At 63.3% G+C, this 14,875-nt stretch carries 14 protein-coding genes; 9 read left to right on the top strand and 5 right to left on the bottom strand.

Going from position 1 to position 14,875, the window contains the following annotated elements; genetic code table 11:
- Nucleotides 1-17 precede the first annotated feature (17 nt).
- Together AC3WS7_RS02775 and speB are read right to left on the bottom strand one after the other, a co-directional pair.
- Complete coding sequence (locus AC3WS7_RS02775) at nucleotides 18-1,319, bottom strand: NAD(P)/FAD-dependent oxidoreductase (protein WP_492655296.1); 1,302 nt, start codon at nucleotides 1,317-1,319, stop codon at nucleotides 18-20.
- Nucleotides 1,320-1,328: 9 nt separating this feature from the next.
- Entirely contained in the window at nucleotides 1,329-2,249 is a 921-nt protein-coding gene (speB, locus tag AC3WS7_RS02780; protein WP_492655297.1) for an agmatinase, read from the bottom strand.
- Nucleotides 2,250-2,378: 129 nt separating this feature from the next.
- Here speB and AC3WS7_RS02785 point away from each other — a divergent pair, with 129 nt between their 5' ends.
- Complete coding sequence (locus AC3WS7_RS02785; protein ID WP_296472087.1) at nucleotides 2,379-3,335, top strand: DMT family transporter; 957 nt, start codon at nucleotides 2,379-2,381, stop codon at nucleotides 3,333-3,335.
- Here the strand turns inward: AC3WS7_RS02785 and rraA are convergent.
- Nucleotides 3,319-3,840: a ribonuclease E activity regulator RraA gene (gene rraA / locus AC3WS7_RS02790; protein WP_296472089.1), complete on the bottom strand. Its 522-nt coding sequence runs from the start codon at nucleotides 3,838-3,840 to the stop codon at nucleotides 3,319-3,321. The two genes, AC3WS7_RS02785 and rraA, sit on opposite strands and share 17 nt — an antisense overlap.
- Here rraA and AC3WS7_RS02795 point away from each other — a divergent pair.
- The 7 genes from AC3WS7_RS02795 to AC3WS7_RS02825 all read left to right on the top strand — a co-directional run bounded on the left by AC3WS7_RS02795 (nucleotide 3,839) and on the right by AC3WS7_RS02825 (nucleotide 10,182).
- On the top strand, nucleotides 3,839-3,991 hold the full coding sequence (locus AC3WS7_RS02795) for a hypothetical protein (protein ID WP_161499899.1): 153 nt from the start codon (nucleotides 3,839-3,841) through the stop codon (nucleotides 3,989-3,991). The two genes, rraA and AC3WS7_RS02795, sit on opposite strands and share 2 nt — an antisense overlap.
- A 26-nt stretch (nucleotides 3,992-4,017) precedes the next feature.
- Entirely contained in the window at nucleotides 4,018-4,452 is a 435-nt protein-coding gene (locus AC3WS7_RS02800; RefSeq protein ID WP_094480519.1) for an SWIB/MDM2 domain-containing protein, read from the top strand.
- Nucleotides 4,453-4,623: 171 nt separating this feature from the next.
- On the top strand, nucleotides 4,624-5,634 hold the full coding sequence (locus tag AC3WS7_RS02805) for an ABC transporter permease subunit (protein ID WP_492655298.1): 1,011 nt from the start codon (nucleotides 4,624-4,626) through the stop codon (nucleotides 5,632-5,634).
- Nucleotides 5,634-6,533 (top strand): ABC transporter permease subunit, encoded by a 900-nt coding sequence (locus AC3WS7_RS02810; RefSeq protein WP_296472094.1) that lies wholly within the window; start codon nucleotides 5,634-5,636, stop codon nucleotides 6,531-6,533. Before AC3WS7_RS02805 ends, AC3WS7_RS02810 begins: the two co-directional genes overlap by 1 nt.
- A gap of 21 nt (nucleotides 6,534-6,554) precedes the next feature.
- A complete protein-coding gene (locus AC3WS7_RS02815) occupies nucleotides 6,555-7,532 on the top strand; it encodes an ABC transporter ATP-binding protein (protein ID WP_296472095.1) in 978 nt (325 codons plus the stop codon).
- Nucleotides 7,529-8,524 carry a peptide ABC transporter ATP-binding protein gene (locus AC3WS7_RS02820; RefSeq protein ID WP_492655299.1) on the top strand — a complete coding sequence of 332 codons (996 nt, stop codon included), beginning with the start codon at nucleotides 7,529-7,531 and terminating at the stop codon, nucleotides 8,522-8,524. Before AC3WS7_RS02815 ends, AC3WS7_RS02820 begins: the two co-directional genes overlap by 4 nt.
- A gap of 29 nt (nucleotides 8,525-8,553) precedes the next feature.
- Complete coding sequence (locus AC3WS7_RS02825; RefSeq protein WP_296472099.1) at nucleotides 8,554-10,182, top strand: ABC transporter substrate-binding protein; 1,629 nt, start codon at nucleotides 8,554-8,556, stop codon at nucleotides 10,180-10,182.
- Between the two features lie 120 nt (nucleotides 10,183-10,302).
- Here the strand turns inward: AC3WS7_RS02825 and AC3WS7_RS02830 are convergent, their stop codons facing one another.
- Together AC3WS7_RS02830 and AC3WS7_RS02835 are read right to left on the bottom strand one after the other, a co-directional pair.
- Nucleotides 10,303-12,456, bottom strand: a complete 2,154-nt coding sequence (locus AC3WS7_RS02830; protein ID WP_492655300.1) for a flavin monoamine oxidase family protein — start codon at nucleotides 12,454-12,456, stop codon at nucleotides 10,303-10,305.
- A 53-nt stretch (nucleotides 12,457-12,509) separates the two neighbouring features.
- The gene (locus AC3WS7_RS02835) at nucleotides 12,510-14,087 is read right to left on the bottom strand and encodes a winged helix-turn-helix domain-containing protein (protein WP_296472102.1); all 1,578 of its coding nucleotides are present in this window, start codon (nucleotides 14,085-14,087) and stop codon (nucleotides 12,510-12,512) included.
- A 134-nt stretch (nucleotides 14,088-14,221) separates the two neighbouring features.
- Here AC3WS7_RS02835 and AC3WS7_RS02840 point away from each other — a divergent pair, with 134 nt between their 5' ends.
- The gene (locus tag AC3WS7_RS02840) at nucleotides 14,222-14,839 is read left to right on the top strand and encodes a hypothetical protein (protein ID WP_296472104.1); all 618 of its coding nucleotides are present in this window, start codon (nucleotides 14,222-14,224) and stop codon (nucleotides 14,837-14,839) included.
- Nucleotides 14,840-14,875: the final 36 nt, after the last annotated feature.

Consider the following 14,875-nt stretch of genomic DNA (forward strand, 5'->3'; position numbering starts at 1 on the left):
AACACAGCGCGACTGACTTACAAGCGGTCCATCAGCCGGTGGTACAGCATGCCCAGCACCAGACTGGGGGTGCGCAACAACGCTCCACCCGGAAACGGCCGGTGCTGCACACGGGCAAACACATCAAAGCGCTCGGCCTGCCCCGCAATCGCGTCTGCCGCCAACTGCCCGGCCAGAACGGTGAGCGCTACGCCATGGCCACTGAAACCCTGCAAGTAATACAGGTTGGAGCCCAGGCGTCCAAAGTCGGGGGCCCGGTTCATGCTGATGTCCACAAAGCCCCCCCAGACAAACTCCACTGCCGCCGTCTGCAGCGCGGGGAAGATGCTGGCCATGCGCTGCGCCATCATCGCCTGCAGCCCCGGGGGCGTGCGCGTGGAGTAACTCACGCGCCCGCCGAACAGCATGCGGTGGTCCGCGCTGCAGCGAAAGTAGTCCAGCACAAAGTTGTTGTCGCACACCGCGGCCCCCGAAGGAATCAGCGACTGGCACTTGGCCTGAGACAGAGGTTCGGTACCAATGATGTAGGTCCCCACAGGCATGGTGCGCGGCGCAATGTCGGGCGCCACCTGCGGGCCGTACTCGGGCAGCATGCAGTTGCCCGCCAGCACGCCAAAACGTGCCGTGACCGAGCCTTGTGCTGTGCGTGCAATGAGTGGCTCACCGCGTTGCAACTGGGTCACCGCCGAGTGCTCGTAGACCTGCACCCCCAATGCCAGCGCCGCACGCAGCAGGCCCAAGCCATATTTGAGCGGGTGCAAATGCCCGGATGTGTCTTCCACCGCCGCCGCACAGTAGCGCGTGCTGCCAATGTGCTGTTGCACCTCGCTGCCCGTATACAGGGCCGACTCAAACCCGTAGCGCGTACGCAGCAGGTCCACCTCGGTTTCCAGCGCGCGGGCTTTGCGCGGCGAGTCCGCCACCGTGATGTAGCCCTTGCGCAGATCGCAGCGTATGTCGAACTCACGCACCCGTTGCTCCAGCAGCGCAATCGCGTCCAGCGACATGTCCCAGACCTGCCGGGCTGTGGCCAGGCCCAACTGCGCTTCAAACGGCCCCTGCCCGCTGGCCAAGCCGACGATGAACTGGCCACCATTGCGCCCGGAGGCACCGCTGCACACCCGGTCGGCCTCCAGCACCACCACCTGGTAGCCGCGCTGTGCCAGCGCGATGGCAGACGACAGCCCGGCAAAGCCGCCGCCTACCACCAGCACATCGGCGTGCACCTCGCCCTGCAAAGGCGACAAGGCAGCAGGCCGCTGCACGCTGGCTTCGTAGTAACTCTTCTGGTTCAGTTGGGTGTCGGATTGCAGCAGCATGACGCAACCTCAGGCCGTGCGCTTGGCCACCTGGGAGGCCAGGTAGGTCCAGACAAAGGTCGCTGCCGCGTTGCTGGTGAGCTCGGCATGGTCGTAGGCCGGGGCCACTTCCACACAGTCCATGCCCACAAAGTGGAGGTCAGCCAGCTCCTCCAGCAGCGTCAGCACCTGCGAGCTGCTCATGCCACCGGGCTCGGGTGTGCCGGTGCCCGGGGCGAAGGCCGGGTCCAGGCAGTCAATGTCCAGCGTCAGGTAACAGGGCTGCTGGCCAATGCGCGTGCGGATCTGCTGCACCACGTCCTGCAGCCCCGCTCCGTCGCGGCCACGCAGCGCGCGTGCGGTAAAGATGAGGCCGCCCTGGTCCTGCACGTACTCACGGGCTGCACGGGTGCCGCTGGAGCGCAGGCCAATCTGCACCGTTTTTTGGGGCAGCACCAGGCCTTCCTGCAGCGCCTCGTAGGTCCAGGTGCCGTGGCCGGAGGGTTCGCCAAAGTGGTCTTCCCAGGTGTCGCAGTGGGCATCGAAGTGGATGAGCGCGACCGGCCCGTGCTGCGCATGCAGCGCGCGCAACAGCGGCAGCGTGATGGAATGGTCACCGCCCAGAAATACGCAGTGGTGGCGCGCCATCAGCGCTGCGGCCTGGGCCTGGATGGCCTCGCGCACCTGGGCCAGCGCGCCGGCATTGGGCAGGCGCAGGTCGCCCGCATCGCCCAGCGCCTCCAGCGGCGACACGCCAAACACCGGGTGCAGTCCGTCGCACAACATCAACGAAGCCCGGCGAATTTCTTGCGGGCCAAAGCGCGCACCTGGGCGGTTGGTCACCGCACCATCAAAAGGCACCCCCACCAGCGCAAACGGCTGCGCCTGCAGGGGTGCTGACGCGAGAAAGCGGTTGCTGTTGTTGGCGTAGGCAAACTCTCCAATGGCCATGGCGATCCTCATCGGTTGCAAAACAATCGGTAGGCACAGTAACGCAATTTGAAGTCGCCGATGGAGCCACTTGCGGCAACACGCATGGTGTAGGCTTGCACGCTTGCCGTTTTCCCCCCCCTATCCCGCATGCCCCACTCCACCTCCGCCCCCAACCGCCTGCTGGCCTACTTCTTTTTGGCCCTGAGCATGGCGCTGGTGGGCAGCTATGTCGCCCTGTCCAAACCGCTGGTCGCGGCCTTGCCGGTCTTTCTGTTGGCCTGGATGCGCTTTGGCATTGGCGGTCTGGCCATGGTGCATTGGCTCAAGCGCCCGGCCGGGGAACCAGCCATGACGCCGCATACGCGCGCGTTGGTGTTTCTGGAGTCACTGTTGGGCAACTTCCTGTTCTCCATCTGCATGCTGTTTGGCGTGAGCATGACCAGTGCGGTGTCGGCCGGTGTCATCATGGCCAGCATTCCCGCGGTGGTGGCACTCATGAGTTGGGTCTTTCTGCGCGAGCGTATTGGCTTGCGCACCTGGCTAGCGGTGGGCTGTGGTGCAGTTGGCATTGGCTTGCTGGCACTATCAAAACAGGAGCTGCCCGCGCAACATCCATCAGGGCTAGAGGCCGATTTGGCACATAACAAGGCGCTGCTGGGCAACCTGCTGGTGTTTGGTGCGGTGCTGTGTGAGGCGGCCTATGCAGTGATTGGCAAGAAGCTCACGGGGGCCCTCTCGCCCAAACGCATCACCGCGCTCATCAACCTCTGGGGCTTTGTGCTGATGACACCCATGGGGGTTTATGCCGCTTGGCATTTCAACTTTACTGGTGTCGCCACCGGCTCCTGGGTGCTGCTGGTGTTCTATGCGCTGGCTGCCAGCGTGTGGACCGTGTGGCTATGGATGACCGGCCTGAAGACCGTGCCAGCCGCCCGCGCCGGTGTATTCACGGTCATGCTGCCGATCTCGGCCGCGCTGGTCGGCGTGCTGGTGCTGGGCGAAAGCCTCAGCGGCATGCAACTGCTGGCGTTCGCCGTGGCCTTGCTGGGCGTGGTACTGGCGACCCTGCCCTCGCGCAGTGGGGCCGCTACACCAGCGCCATAGCCGACACCACCATGCCGTCTTCGTCGGCATACAACCAGTCGCCGGGGCGCACCCACACGCCCTGCACTTGCACGGCCACACCGACCTCCCCCTGATTGCGCTTCTCGGTGGGCAGGGGCATGGCCGCCAGGGCACGAATGCCCACGGCCTGGGTGAGCAGTTCAGCGGAATCACGCACGCAGCCGTCAATCACCACGCCGGCCCAGCCATTGCGCGCAGCCGCAGCGCCCAGGTTGCCCCCCAGCAATGCCTTGCGCAGTGAGGCACCACCATCGACTACCAGCACCTGGGCGACGCGACCCGCCGGGGTGTCCACCCAGCCCTGGGCATCCACGGCGGCTTTGACCAGGGTGTTGTCTTCAAAACACTTCACGGTGACCACCGGGCCGGCGAACTTTCGCACGGCACCAAAGTCCCGAAATACAGGGGGCAACACCCGAAAATCGCCGCTGGTATCGGCTTTGTGGGCATCGCAAAGATCACAGGTGGCAAAGGCAATCGGCATGAAAGAGGCTCCAGAACAAGATACAGAGCCATTCTCCAATGAAAAAAACAACATCCCAGAGGGAAAAATGCAGTTTCTCCCTTGGAAACGTGCTTTTTTGCCATTAGCATCCGCAGTACCAGTGAAGAAGCAGTTTTTTGCTGGTGATTAATCAATCTTCTAGAAGGACAATCAATCATGGCAACTGCGAAAAAAGCACCGGCAAAAAAAGCCGCTCCCGCAAAGAAAGCGGCTCCTGCTAAAAAGGCAGCCGCTCCCGCGAAAAAAGTCGCTGTGAAAGCAGCTCCCGCCAAGAAAGCGGCCCCTGCCAAAAAAGCAGCTCCTGCTAAAAAGGTCGCTGCCAAAAAGGCCCCCGCCAAGAAGCGCACCGTGAACGCCGCGTTCATGAAGGCCCTGACGCCCAGCTCTGCATTGGCAGCTGTGGTCGGTGCAGCCGCTCTGCCCCGCACCGAAGTGGTCAGCAAGCTGTGGACATACATCAAGAAGAACAAGCTGCAAGACGCAGTGAACAAGCGCATGATCAATGCCGACGCCAAGCTGAAGGAAGTCTTCGGCAAAGCCCAGGTGTCCATGTTTGAGATGGCTGGCCTGATCGGCAAGCACCTCAAGTAATCGCCAGATTGCCGAAAAAAAAGGCCGGAACCCTCCGGCCTTTTTTTGTTGGCATCACCATTGCTTGTCACTTGGGTGACTGGTGCCTGACCTCATAAGGGAAAGTCGCTAGTTGTTATTGGTGCTGATCACGGTTCAGCACTGTCCTACATGCCTAGAATCCACCCCCTCATGCTGAGATTCCTCTTTACCCGCCTGAGCCTGATCATCCCGACTTTCATCGGAATGACACTGCTCGCCTTCTTCCTGATCCGCCTCGTTCCGGGCGATCCCATCGAAACCCTCGCCGGTGAACGCGGCATTGATGCCGCCCGCCACGCCGTCCTCTTGAAGGAGTACGGCCTCGACCAGCCGATCATGGTGCAGTACGGCATCTACATCGGCAAAGTGCTGCAAGGCGACCTGGGCAAATCCATCATCACCCGCGAATCGGTGCTCAGCGAATTCGCCACCTTGTTCCCCGCCACCATCGAGCTTGCCCTGTGCGCCATCCTGTTTGCGCTGCTGCTGGGCATTCCGGCCGGCATTCTGGCGGCGGTCAAGCGCAACTCCGTGCTGGACCACGGTGTCATGGGGGCGGCGCTCACCGGCTACTCCATGCCCATCTTCTGGTGGGGGCTGCTGCTGATCCTGCTGTTCTCGGTGCAACTGGACCTGACGCCCGTGTCAGGCCGCATCAGCGTGCAGTACTTCATTGAGCCGACCACCGGTTTTCTGCTCATCGACAGCCTGCTGTCCGAAGACAAGGTGGCCTTCCTTTCGGCCCTGTCGCATCTGATCCTGCCCACCATCGTGCTGGGCACCATCCCGCTGGCGGTGATTGCGCGCATGACACGCTCGGCCATGCTGGAAGTGATGGGCGAAGACTACATCCGCACCGCCAAGGCCAAGGGTCTGACGGGCCTGCGCGTCGTGGCGGTACATGCCTTTCGCAATGCACTCATTCCGGTTGTGACCGTGATTGGCCTGCAAGTGGGCCATATGTTTACCGGGGCCATCCTGACCGAGACGATTTTTTCCTGGCCCGGCGTGGGCAAATGGCTGATCGAAGCCATCAGCCGGCGTGACTATCCCGTATTGCAAGGTGGCATGTTGCTGCTGGGCATCGTGGTCATGACCGTGAACCTGTTGGTGGACATCACCTACGGCATCATCAACCCCCGTATTCGCCACCAAAAGTAATGACTACTACCGCTATTCATACGCCGGTGGCGTCGCAACCCGCCCATCCGCTGCAAGAATTCTGGCGCTATTTCCGCGTCAACAAGGGCGCCATGGCCGGCCTGGCTATCGTGGTGCTCGTGCTGCTGATGGCCCTGTTCGCCCCCTGGTTGGCGCCCTACGCCCCCGACCTGACCAACAACGCAGCCTTCTTGAAGCCTCCGGCCTGGCAAGCGGGTGGCTCGTCGGCCCACCTGCTGGGTACCGATGCCATTGGGCGCGACATCCTCTCGCGCCTTATGCACGGCGCCCGTCTCTCGCTGGTCATCGGCATTGCCGTCGTGTCCATCTCCGTCGTGGTCGGCACGGTGCTCGGCCTGGTGGCTGGCTACTTCAAGGGTCTGCTGGAAATCGCCATCATGCGGGCCATGGACATCATCCTCACGCTGCCCAGCCTGCTGCTGGCCATCGTGATCGTGGCCATCCTCGGGCCCGGTCTGGTGAATGCCATGCTCGCCGTGGCGATTGTGGTGCTGCCGCACTACGTGCGTATCACGCGCGCGGCGGTGATTGCCGAGACCTCACGCGACTATGTGACCGCAGCACGCATGGGTGGCGCCAGCCACCTGCGCCTGATGTTCAGCGAGGTGCTGCCCAACTGCACCGCACCGCTGATCGTGCAGGCCTCCATGGGCATTTCCACCGCCATTCTGGATGCCGCCGCACTGGGCTTTCTGGGCCTGGGCGCACAGCCGCCGTCCCCCGAGTGGGGCACCATGCTGGCCGATGCACGCGAATTCGTGCTGCGCGCCTGGTGGGTCGTGACCTTTCCCGGTCTGGCCATTTTGATCACAGTGCTGGCGTTCAACTTGCTTGGGGATGGACTGCGCGATGCGCTGGACCCCAAACTCAAACGTTAAGCCGAAAAGAGAACAACGCCAATGGCATTGCTAGAAATTGAAAACCTGTCCGTGGAGTTCCCGTCGCACAACGGCGTGATGCACGCGGTGCAGGATGTCAGCCTCACACTCGAGGCTGGAGAAGTGTTGGGTGTGGTGGGTGAATCCGGCTCAGGCAAAAGTGTCACCATGATGGCACTGATGGGCCTGGTCGCCTTCCCCGGTCGCGTGCAGGCCAAGACACTGCGCTTCGATGGCCACGACCTGCTGGGCCTGAGCGAGCGCGAACGCCGCCGCTTCACCGGCAAAGACATGTCCATGATTTTTCAGGACCCGACCACCAGCCTGAACCCCTGCTTCACCGTGGGCTACCAGCTGGCCGAAACGCTCAAGCTGCACCTGGGCATGGACCGCAAGGCCGCACACAAGCGCTCCATCGAGCTGCTCGAACAGGTGGGCATTCCCGCCCCCGAGAGCCGCCTCAAGGTCTACCCACACCAACTCTCGGGCGGCATGAGCCAGCGCGTGATGATTGCCATGGCGATTGCCTGCAACCCCAAGCTGCTGATTGCCGACGAGCCCACCACGGCGCTGGATGTGACCATCCAGGCGCAGATTCTGGACCTGCTCAAGAGCCTGCAAAAAGACCGCGGCATGGCCTTGGTGCTGATCACCCACAACATGGGCGTGGTATCTGACATGGCGCAACGCGTGGCCGTGATGTACGCCGGTCAGGTGATGGAAGAACGCACGGCCGACGCCCTGTTTGCCGCGCCGGCCCACCCCTACACCGAAGCCCTGCTCTCGGCCATGCCCGAACGCAGCCTGCACCAGAGCCGACTCAACACCATTCCCGGCATGGTGCCCGGCCTGCATGACCGCCCCAGTGGCTGCCTGTTCGGCCCGCGCTGCAGCCATGCACGTGAAGGCACCTGCGCCCAGCGCCCCAGCCTCAGCCCCTGGCAAGGCGGCAGCGTGCGCTGCCACTTTGCACTGGGCCAGGAAGAGGTGACCGCATGAGCACCACCCCCAACAACACCCCCGTGGTCGAGGCCCAAGGCCTGCGCCAGGTCTACACCATCCGCCGCGGCTTCATGCAGGCGCCCGACAAGCTGCAGGCCGTCTCCGGTGTGTCCTTCAGCGTGCAAGCCGGCCATACCCTGGCCGTGGTTGGCGAGTCCGGCTGTGGCAAGTCCACCCTGGCACGGATGGTCTCGCTGATCGAATCCCCCACCGAAGGCAGCCTGCGCCTGGGTGGTGTAGACGCCACCGACCCCAGCAACAAATCCACGCTGCGCCAGAAGGTGCAACTGGTGTTTCAGAACCCCTACGGTTCGCTGAACCCGCGCAAACGCATTGGCCAGATTCTGGAAGCGCCGCTGGAGATCAACACCAACCTCAATGCGGCGCAACGGCAGGAAAAAGCCCGTGCCATGCTGGCCAAGGTGGGCCTGCGCCCCGAGCACTACGACCGTTACCCCCACATGTTTTCGGGTGGCCAGCGCCAGCGCATTGCGATTGCACGCGCGCTGATGCTGGACCCCGCGCTGGTGGTAGCCGACGAGCCGGTATCGGCACTGGACGTGTCCATCCAGGCGCAGGTGCTGAACCTGCTGGCCGACCTGCAAAACGAGCTGGGCCTGGCCTACCTGTTCATCTCGCACGACCTGGGTGTGGTACGCCACATTGCCCACGACGTGATGGTGATGTACCTGGGCCAGGTGGTGGAGCATGGCGACAAGACCACCATCTTCGAGCAACCCTTGCACCCGTACACCCAGGCCTTGATGGCCTCCACACCCGGCATGCATGCGCCGGGTGGCAAGAGCCAGCGCATTGTGCTCAAGGGCGAGCTCCCCTCGCCCTTGAACCCGCCGGCAGGCTGTGTGTTCTCCACGCGCTGCCCACACGCCACGGAACGCTGCCATGCCGAGCGGCCCGTATTGCAAACTTTGGCTGGCAGGCAAGTTGCTTGTCACGAAGCTTCGCGTTTTAGCCAACCCGCTGCATAGGCAGCATCAACCCCAGAGGAGTAACTCCCATGACCCTGAAACTGAAGAATGCCTTGGCCACCCGCCGCACCAAAAGTGCGTGGTTGTGCGCATTGGCACTGCCCGCTGCTCTGGCCCTCACGCCGGTAGCCGCCAAGACCCTGGTGTACTGCTCGGAAGGCAGCCCCGAAAACTTCTACCCCGGTGTCAACACCACAGGGACGTCGTTTGACGTGACAGAACAGATTTACGACAACCTCGTGCACTTCGAGCGCGGCGGCACCAAGGTGGAGCCTTCGCTGGCCGAGAGCTGGACCATCTCCAAGGATGGCCTGGAATACACCTTCAAGCTGCGCAAGGGCGTGAAGTTCCAGTCCAACAAAAACTTCAAACCCAGCCGTGACTTCAATGCAGACGACGTGTTGTTCATGTTCGAGCGCCAGTGGAAAGAAAACGACCCCTTCTTCCGCGTGACCAGCCCCAACCACGCCTACTTCGGCGACATGGGCATGCCCAAGCTGCTCAAGTCGGTGGACAAGGTCGACGAGTACACCGTCAAGATCACGCTGAATGCCCCCGAAGCGCCCTTCCTGGCCAACCTGGCCATGCAGTTCGCCGGCATCCAGTCCAAGGAATACGCGATTGCCATGCTCAAGGCTGGCGCGCCTGAAAAGATCGACCAAGACCCGCTGGGCACCGGCCCCTACCAGGTGGTGCAGTACCAGAAGGACTCCATCATCCGCTTCAAGGCCAACCCCGCGTACTGGGCTGGCAAGGCCAAGATCGATGACCTGATCTTCTCCATCACGCCCGATGCATCCGTGCGCTGGGCCAAGCTGCAAAAGGGTGAATGCCACGTCATGCCCTACCCCAACCCGGCCGACCTGGACGCCATCCGCAAGGACGCCAACGTCACCGTGATGGAACAGCCCGGCCTGAACATCGGTTATCTGGCTTACAACACCACCAAGAAGCCGTTTGACGACGTGCGCGTGCGCAAGGCCATCAACATGGCCATCGACAAGAAGGCCATCGTGTCTGCCGTGTACCTGAGCACCGGTGTGGCGGCGGTCAATCCGATTCCGCCCGGCCAGTGGTCCTACAACAAGGCCCTGAAAGACGACGCCTTCAACCCCACCGAAGCCAAGAAGTTGCTGGCTGCCGCTGGTTACCCCAACGGTTTCAGCACCGACCTGTGGGCCATGCCTGTGCAACGCCCCTACAACCCCAATGCCAAGCGTATTGCGGAGTTGATGCAGGCTGACCTGGCCAAGGTCGGCGTGACCGCTGAAATCAAAAGCTTTGAATGGGGTGAGTACCGCAAGCGCATGCAAGCCGGTGAACACCAGATGGGCATGCTGGGCTGGACTGGTGACAACGGAGATCCAGACAACTTCCTGAACACCTTGCTGGGTTGCAGCTCGGCCAAGCAAAACGGCTCCAACGTGGCCAAGTTCTGCTACCAGCCGTTTGAAGACCTGGTGCAGAAGGCCAAGGTAGTGTCCAACCCCGCCGAGCGCACCAAGCTGTACGAAAAAGCACAGGTGATCTTCAAGGAGCAGGCGCCCTGGTTCACCATCGCCCACGCCGTGCAACTCAAGCCCGTGCGCAAGGAAGTCGTGGACTTCAAGCTGAGCCCCTTCGGCCGCCACACCTTCTACGGCGTGGACATCAAGTAATCCTGCCAGCAGGATGCAAAAAGGGCCGGTACTACACCGGCCCTTTTTTATGCCATTTAGGCCTCTAGCCCCCGCAGAATAAGCGCGAGAAGCTCCTAAATAAATAGCATTCCAAGGCCATCAAACAGGCCCTTGCGAGGCTGGGTAGCCCACAATGTCCGCCAGCGCCGGGTAACCCGACACCGCGAAGGACGCCAGGCGCCCGCCCATGACCGCGCCCTCCACACTGCCCACATTGAGGCCGGTGTAAATCCAGTCACCCGCCAGCGTGAGGTTGGCAAAACCGCTGCCCCAAGCCTTCAGGCGCGCCTTGGTGCTGCCGGGGGGGGACGTCACATAACTCTCGGTCGGGTCGATATTGGCGCGCCAGAACTGCTGGTTGAAGCGTTGCACACCCACGCCCGGATGGGCCGGGTTGGTGCGCAACAGGCTGAAATCCAGACCCATGGGGTCGCCAGGCGGGCTGACCACATTGGTGGTGGCCAGCGGCAGCAGCGGCCCCATGCTGGCCTGCAGGTACTGCACACACTGCGCCTGCACGCGCGCGTGGGCACGGGCGGGGTAGCCGGTGTCGGTGAACGGTGGCGGCGCTTCGTACTCGGCCATGGCGCCGCTGAAGTACCACAGCGCCTTGGGGGCCGAGTCTTGCGGCCAGTCTTCCCACTGCAACAGGTGGGTGAAGTCCACCTGGCCGTCCAGCGGGTTCAGGTAGGTGGCACCAATCACCGTGTCGGTGGGGTTTTGGAACTCGATGTCCCAACCCAGTTCAGTGGTGCTGCGGTTCATCCACAGCTGCATGGTCTGGGTCTGCACGGTGGTCACCTTGTCCACCATCGTGCGCCACTGCGGGCTGGCGTCCAGCAGCTCGCGGCACAGGTAGGGCACGGCGCCAATCGAGATGGCAAACACCAGTTGGTCGAAGTCCTGCCCGGCGCGCAGCGTGCGGTGCGCCACCGGCTGCCAGCCGCTCCAGTACGACTCCAGATCCACCCGCCCGTCGCGCAGTGCGTCACCCTGCTCCAGTTGCGCGTAGCGCGGCTGGCCCGGCCAGGCCGGCAAGCCCTTGACAGCAATCAGCGGCTCGTACGGGCGCTGTTGGTCCTTGAGGGTGGCTTGCACGGCGAAGTGCACTTCCTGCACCTGCGACTGGTCGGCGCTGAGCTTCAACGACTCGACCTTGTGGAAAAACTCGAACTTCACGCCGCGCTTACGCAGCACCTCGTAGAGCGGCGCAATCACGGTCTCGCCCGTACCGGCCTCAAACAGCCAGGCAAACGCACCCGCGTAGGCAAAGCTGCGCAAGGTCCAGTGCAGGTAGCAGCCGGCGCCCATGAGCGCGGTGCGCGCCGTGTCGCCCTGGGGGTACTGGTAGGACAGGTTCACCGTGTTCAGTGCCATGGGACTGGACGCCACCATGACCGACGCGCCATGCCGGATCAGCCAGTCGCTGAAGTTCTCTTCGTCCAGCGGGTCAAAGCCTTTGGTGGCCACCTCGTCACGGATGCAGCCCCGCAAAATGGCCAACAGAAACTCGGCCACGATCAGCAGGCGGCGCAGCTCGGTGTTGTCCTTGACCAAGGTTTCGGCCGTGTCGCGCACCCAGTTCCAGGCCGCGTCCAGGGCCTTCCACAGCGCCGACTCCACCCCGTGCAGGGCCACCGACTCGGACTTGAGCAAAGCCACCACGCCCTTGACCAGCGTGCGCCCCAGCGCCCATTGGGCCGACTTCACCAGGCCCAAATCGGCATAGGCGTGCGCGTGGTGGTCCAGCAGCGCATCCAGCACATCGGCCGTGGCGGCCACCCAGTGCGCCACCGACTGCAATTTGGCCAGCGACGCCGGATCGCCGGGCACCAGCGCATTGCGCGGCGAGGTGAAAGGCCAACGGCTCATCTTGCCGTCGATGTATTCCCACATCAGCACAAAACTCTCGGGCTTGAAGGCCTCATCAAACGTGGCCAGCGGCTGATCGGGCGTGCGACCCAAGGCCTCGTAGCACCGGCGCATGACTGGCAGCGCGTTGTAATAGCTGCCCAGGAAACCGTGGATGCCGTGCTCCTCGATGCGCATGTGCTCGCCGCGTGCGGTGGCGCATTTGCCACCCAGGCGCCAACCCATCTGGTAGAGCGTGATGTCCAGCGACTGCTCCCAGCCGGGCTGGCTGGTCAGTTCAAACGCAGTGGTGAGTGCGGAAATGCCGCCACCCAGAATGGCCACCTTGCGGGGCCGGACAGATGGAGACAGGACGCTTGCATCAGGGTTGGCAGTGGGCACGGCGGGCTTTCAGGAAGCTGCAGCAGCACAGCGCCGCCACAAAGCCTGAAAGTTTAAGCCTGCCACCCCGCGTCGCGCAGGGCGCCGAGAAACTTTTCCCGGTGCTCCACTTTCACAAAAGGGTGACCAAACATGAGGGACTGCAAGTTGTAGCCCCGCCCGCTCAGCGCCTTGGTCAGGCTGTCTTGTGCCGACGCCATATCCCCCACCGCCGACAGGCAGGCCGCCATCAGCAAGTGGTTGAAGTACCAGTCGGCACGCTTGGCGGTGGCCTCGCGGGCGTAGCGCACCGCATCGGCATGGCGGCCGTCGATAAAGCAAGCAATCGCACGGCTGCGGATCCACAGGCTCAGGTGCGGGTCATGCGGGCTCGCGTCGATGGCCTGCAAGATGAATTCCTCGGCCTCTTCGGTGCGGCCGGAGAACACCAGCAAGCGCCCCAGCTCACCCGCCGCGGCCGAGGCCTGCGGGTACAGGGCCAGCGCACACTCCATCTCGGCAATGGCGGCCTCCATCTGGCCGGCGCACGACATCGCGGTGCCCAATGTGAAATGGGCAAAGGCATCCCGCTCGTCATTGCGCACGGCCACCAGGGCCAGGCGGTTGGCCTCGGCCACGGTGGCGCGTGGGTCTTCGGCCCAGGCGCCCCAGATTTTGGCCAGGTGGGTAAAGGCCATCAGCGACAGGCTGGGCGAATCGTTGGGCTTGATCTCCAACGCCCGTGTCAGCAGGGCTTGTGCCTGCACCACATGGTCGGGCGTGGTGCGCCAGAAATGCCAACGCGCCCGCATCAGCAGGTCCCAGTGCTCCAGGTCCTGGTTGGGCACCTCGGCCGCCACTTTCTCTTCGCTGTGCAGGTAGACCGGCTCAATGGCGCTGACAATCTGCGCCGAAATCTCGGCCTGGATGGCAAACATGTCTGTCAGAGGCCGGTCAAAGCGGTCGGACCACAGGGTCTCTGCGGTGGAGGTGTCCACCAGCTCAGCCGTCATGCGCAGGGTCTGCCCGGCCTTGCGCACCGTGCCTGACACCAGATACCGCGCGCGCAGCGCCTGCCCCACAGCCTGGCTGCTGTCGCTGGACTTGCGGTAGGCAAACGACGAGTTGCGCGACACCACCAAGAGCCAGGGCGAACGCGTCAGATGGCTGATGATGTCCTCGGCCAAGCCGTCCGAAAAATACTCCTGTTCGGGGTCCGCGTTCAGGTCCACAAAAGGCAGCACTGCAATGGTGCGGCGGTAGGCCTGCTGGTCGGAAGCACGCCCCTGGCTATTGGCAGCCCGCACGGGCTCCGCGGTGGGTGCAGGGCTCTCGGCCATGCGCATGGTGAAGCGGTAGCCGCGCCCGGGCACTGTGGCAATGGCATCGGCGCCCAGAATGCGCCGCAGGCTGGAGACGTGCACCTGCAGGTTGTTCTCTTCGACCACCAGGCCAGGCCAGACCAGGTCGAACAGCTGTTTTTTGGTGACCAACTGGCCCGCATGGTCCACCAGCACACACAGCACATCAAAGGCGCGGGCCCCCACCATGACCGGTTGGCCGTCCCGCAGCAGGCGGCGTTCATGCCGCTGCAGGGCACAAGCGCCAAACATGCTGATGCCGGGATCGGGCGCGGTGGAAGCTGTGGTCACAGGCAAATCAATCTTTCTGAGCGGCTTTGGGGCCTGGTCGGTCACGAATTCAGGAATTTTAAGGAGTCCTTGAGGACATTTTTGTGGCATCGCAGCAAACTTGGGCGCAAGTCGTTGAAAGAAGAGAACAAACCATGCAAAACAGCATCCCCGGCACCCAGAAAAACACCCCCCAGGGCATTACCTGGCAACAAACGGTGGTGATGCGCAATGCGCAGGGCCAGGAAGAAGCCTTCAGCATCGGCCCCGATGGAAGCGTCTGGAGCTTTATCGCCGACAGCGGTGACAGCCGTTTTGATGCCACCGGCCAGCGCCTGGAAAACCTGGGCCTGGCGGCCGACTTTCTGACCGTGGGCCGCAATGTGGCAGGCGCACTGGTCGTGATTGCCGCCAAAGGCTTGCACACCCAGTACCGCACCGAAACACCCCTGGAAGGGCTCACGCTGGCCGACGGCCTGCGCAAACGCTGGTCACCCGCCCAGTCCATCCACCTGCCCACCATTGGGGGGGCCACCGGCGTGCGGCGGCTCTACACCCAGACCGACTTCAGCGGCATGCGCATTGCCATGATTGTGGACACCGAGCAGCCCGGCGTCGGCGCCAGCTACGTCATGGCCTGCTCGCAGTGGGGCGAGGCGGGCCCAGGCCCCTTCATCGTGCTGCCGCCGCTGGGCACCCCCGGTGCGGGCCAGCCTGGCAAAACCACCGCCACGCCGGGTCAGCCCCTCTTTCGCGTTGCACATTCGGCCTAAATAGGCCTCTAGCCACCGTGGAATAAGCGCGGGCAG

It is taken from the genome of Rhodoferax sp. EU05-FHT12H12 (assembly GCF_058791215.1).

What these genes read in the sequence shown, in the direction of transcription:
- AC3WS7_RS02815 (WP_296472095.1), top strand. Translation starts at nt 6,555, where the DNA reads ATGGCATTGCTAGAAATTGAAAACCTGTCCGTGGAGTTCCCGTCGCAC.
- AC3WS7_RS02800 (WP_094480519.1), top strand. Translation starts at nt 4,018, where the DNA reads ATGGCAACTGCGAAAAAAGCACCGGCAAAAAAAGCCGCTCCCGCAAAG.
- AC3WS7_RS02840 (WP_296472104.1), top strand. Translation starts at nt 14,222, where the DNA reads ATGCAAAACAGCATCCCCGGCACCCAGAAAAACACCCCCCAGGGCATT.
- AC3WS7_RS02775 (WP_492655296.1), bottom strand. Translation starts at nt 1,319, where the DNA reads ATGCTGCTGCAATCCGACACCCAACTGAACCAGAAGAGTTACTACGAA.
- AC3WS7_RS02785 (WP_296472087.1), top strand. Translation starts at nt 2,379, where the DNA reads ATGCCCCACTCCACCTCCGCCCCCAACCGCCTGCTGGCCTACTTCTTT.
- AC3WS7_RS02810 (WP_296472094.1), top strand. Translation starts at nt 5,634, where the DNA reads ATGACTACTACCGCTATTCATACGCCGGTGGCGTCGCAACCCGCCCAT.
- AC3WS7_RS02795 (WP_161499899.1), top strand. Translation starts at nt 3,839, where the DNA reads ATGAAAGAGGCTCCAGAACAAGATACAGAGCCATTCTCCAATGAAAAA.
- speB (WP_492655297.1), bottom strand. Translation starts at nt 2,249, where the DNA reads ATGGCCATTGGAGAGTTTGCCTACGCCAACAACAGCAACCGCTTTCTC.
- AC3WS7_RS02825 (WP_296472099.1), top strand. Translation starts at nt 8,554, where the DNA reads ATGACCCTGAAACTGAAGAATGCCTTGGCCACCCGCCGCACCAAAAGT.
- rraA (WP_296472089.1), bottom strand. Translation starts at nt 3,840, where the DNA reads ATGCCGATTGCCTTTGCCACCTGTGATCTTTGCGATGCCCACAAAGCC.
- AC3WS7_RS02820 (WP_492655299.1), top strand. Translation starts at nt 7,529, where the DNA reads ATGAGCACCACCCCCAACAACACCCCCGTGGTCGAGGCCCAAGGCCTG.
- AC3WS7_RS02805 (WP_492655298.1), top strand. Translation starts at nt 4,624, where the DNA reads ATGCTGAGATTCCTCTTTACCCGCCTGAGCCTGATCATCCCGACTTTC.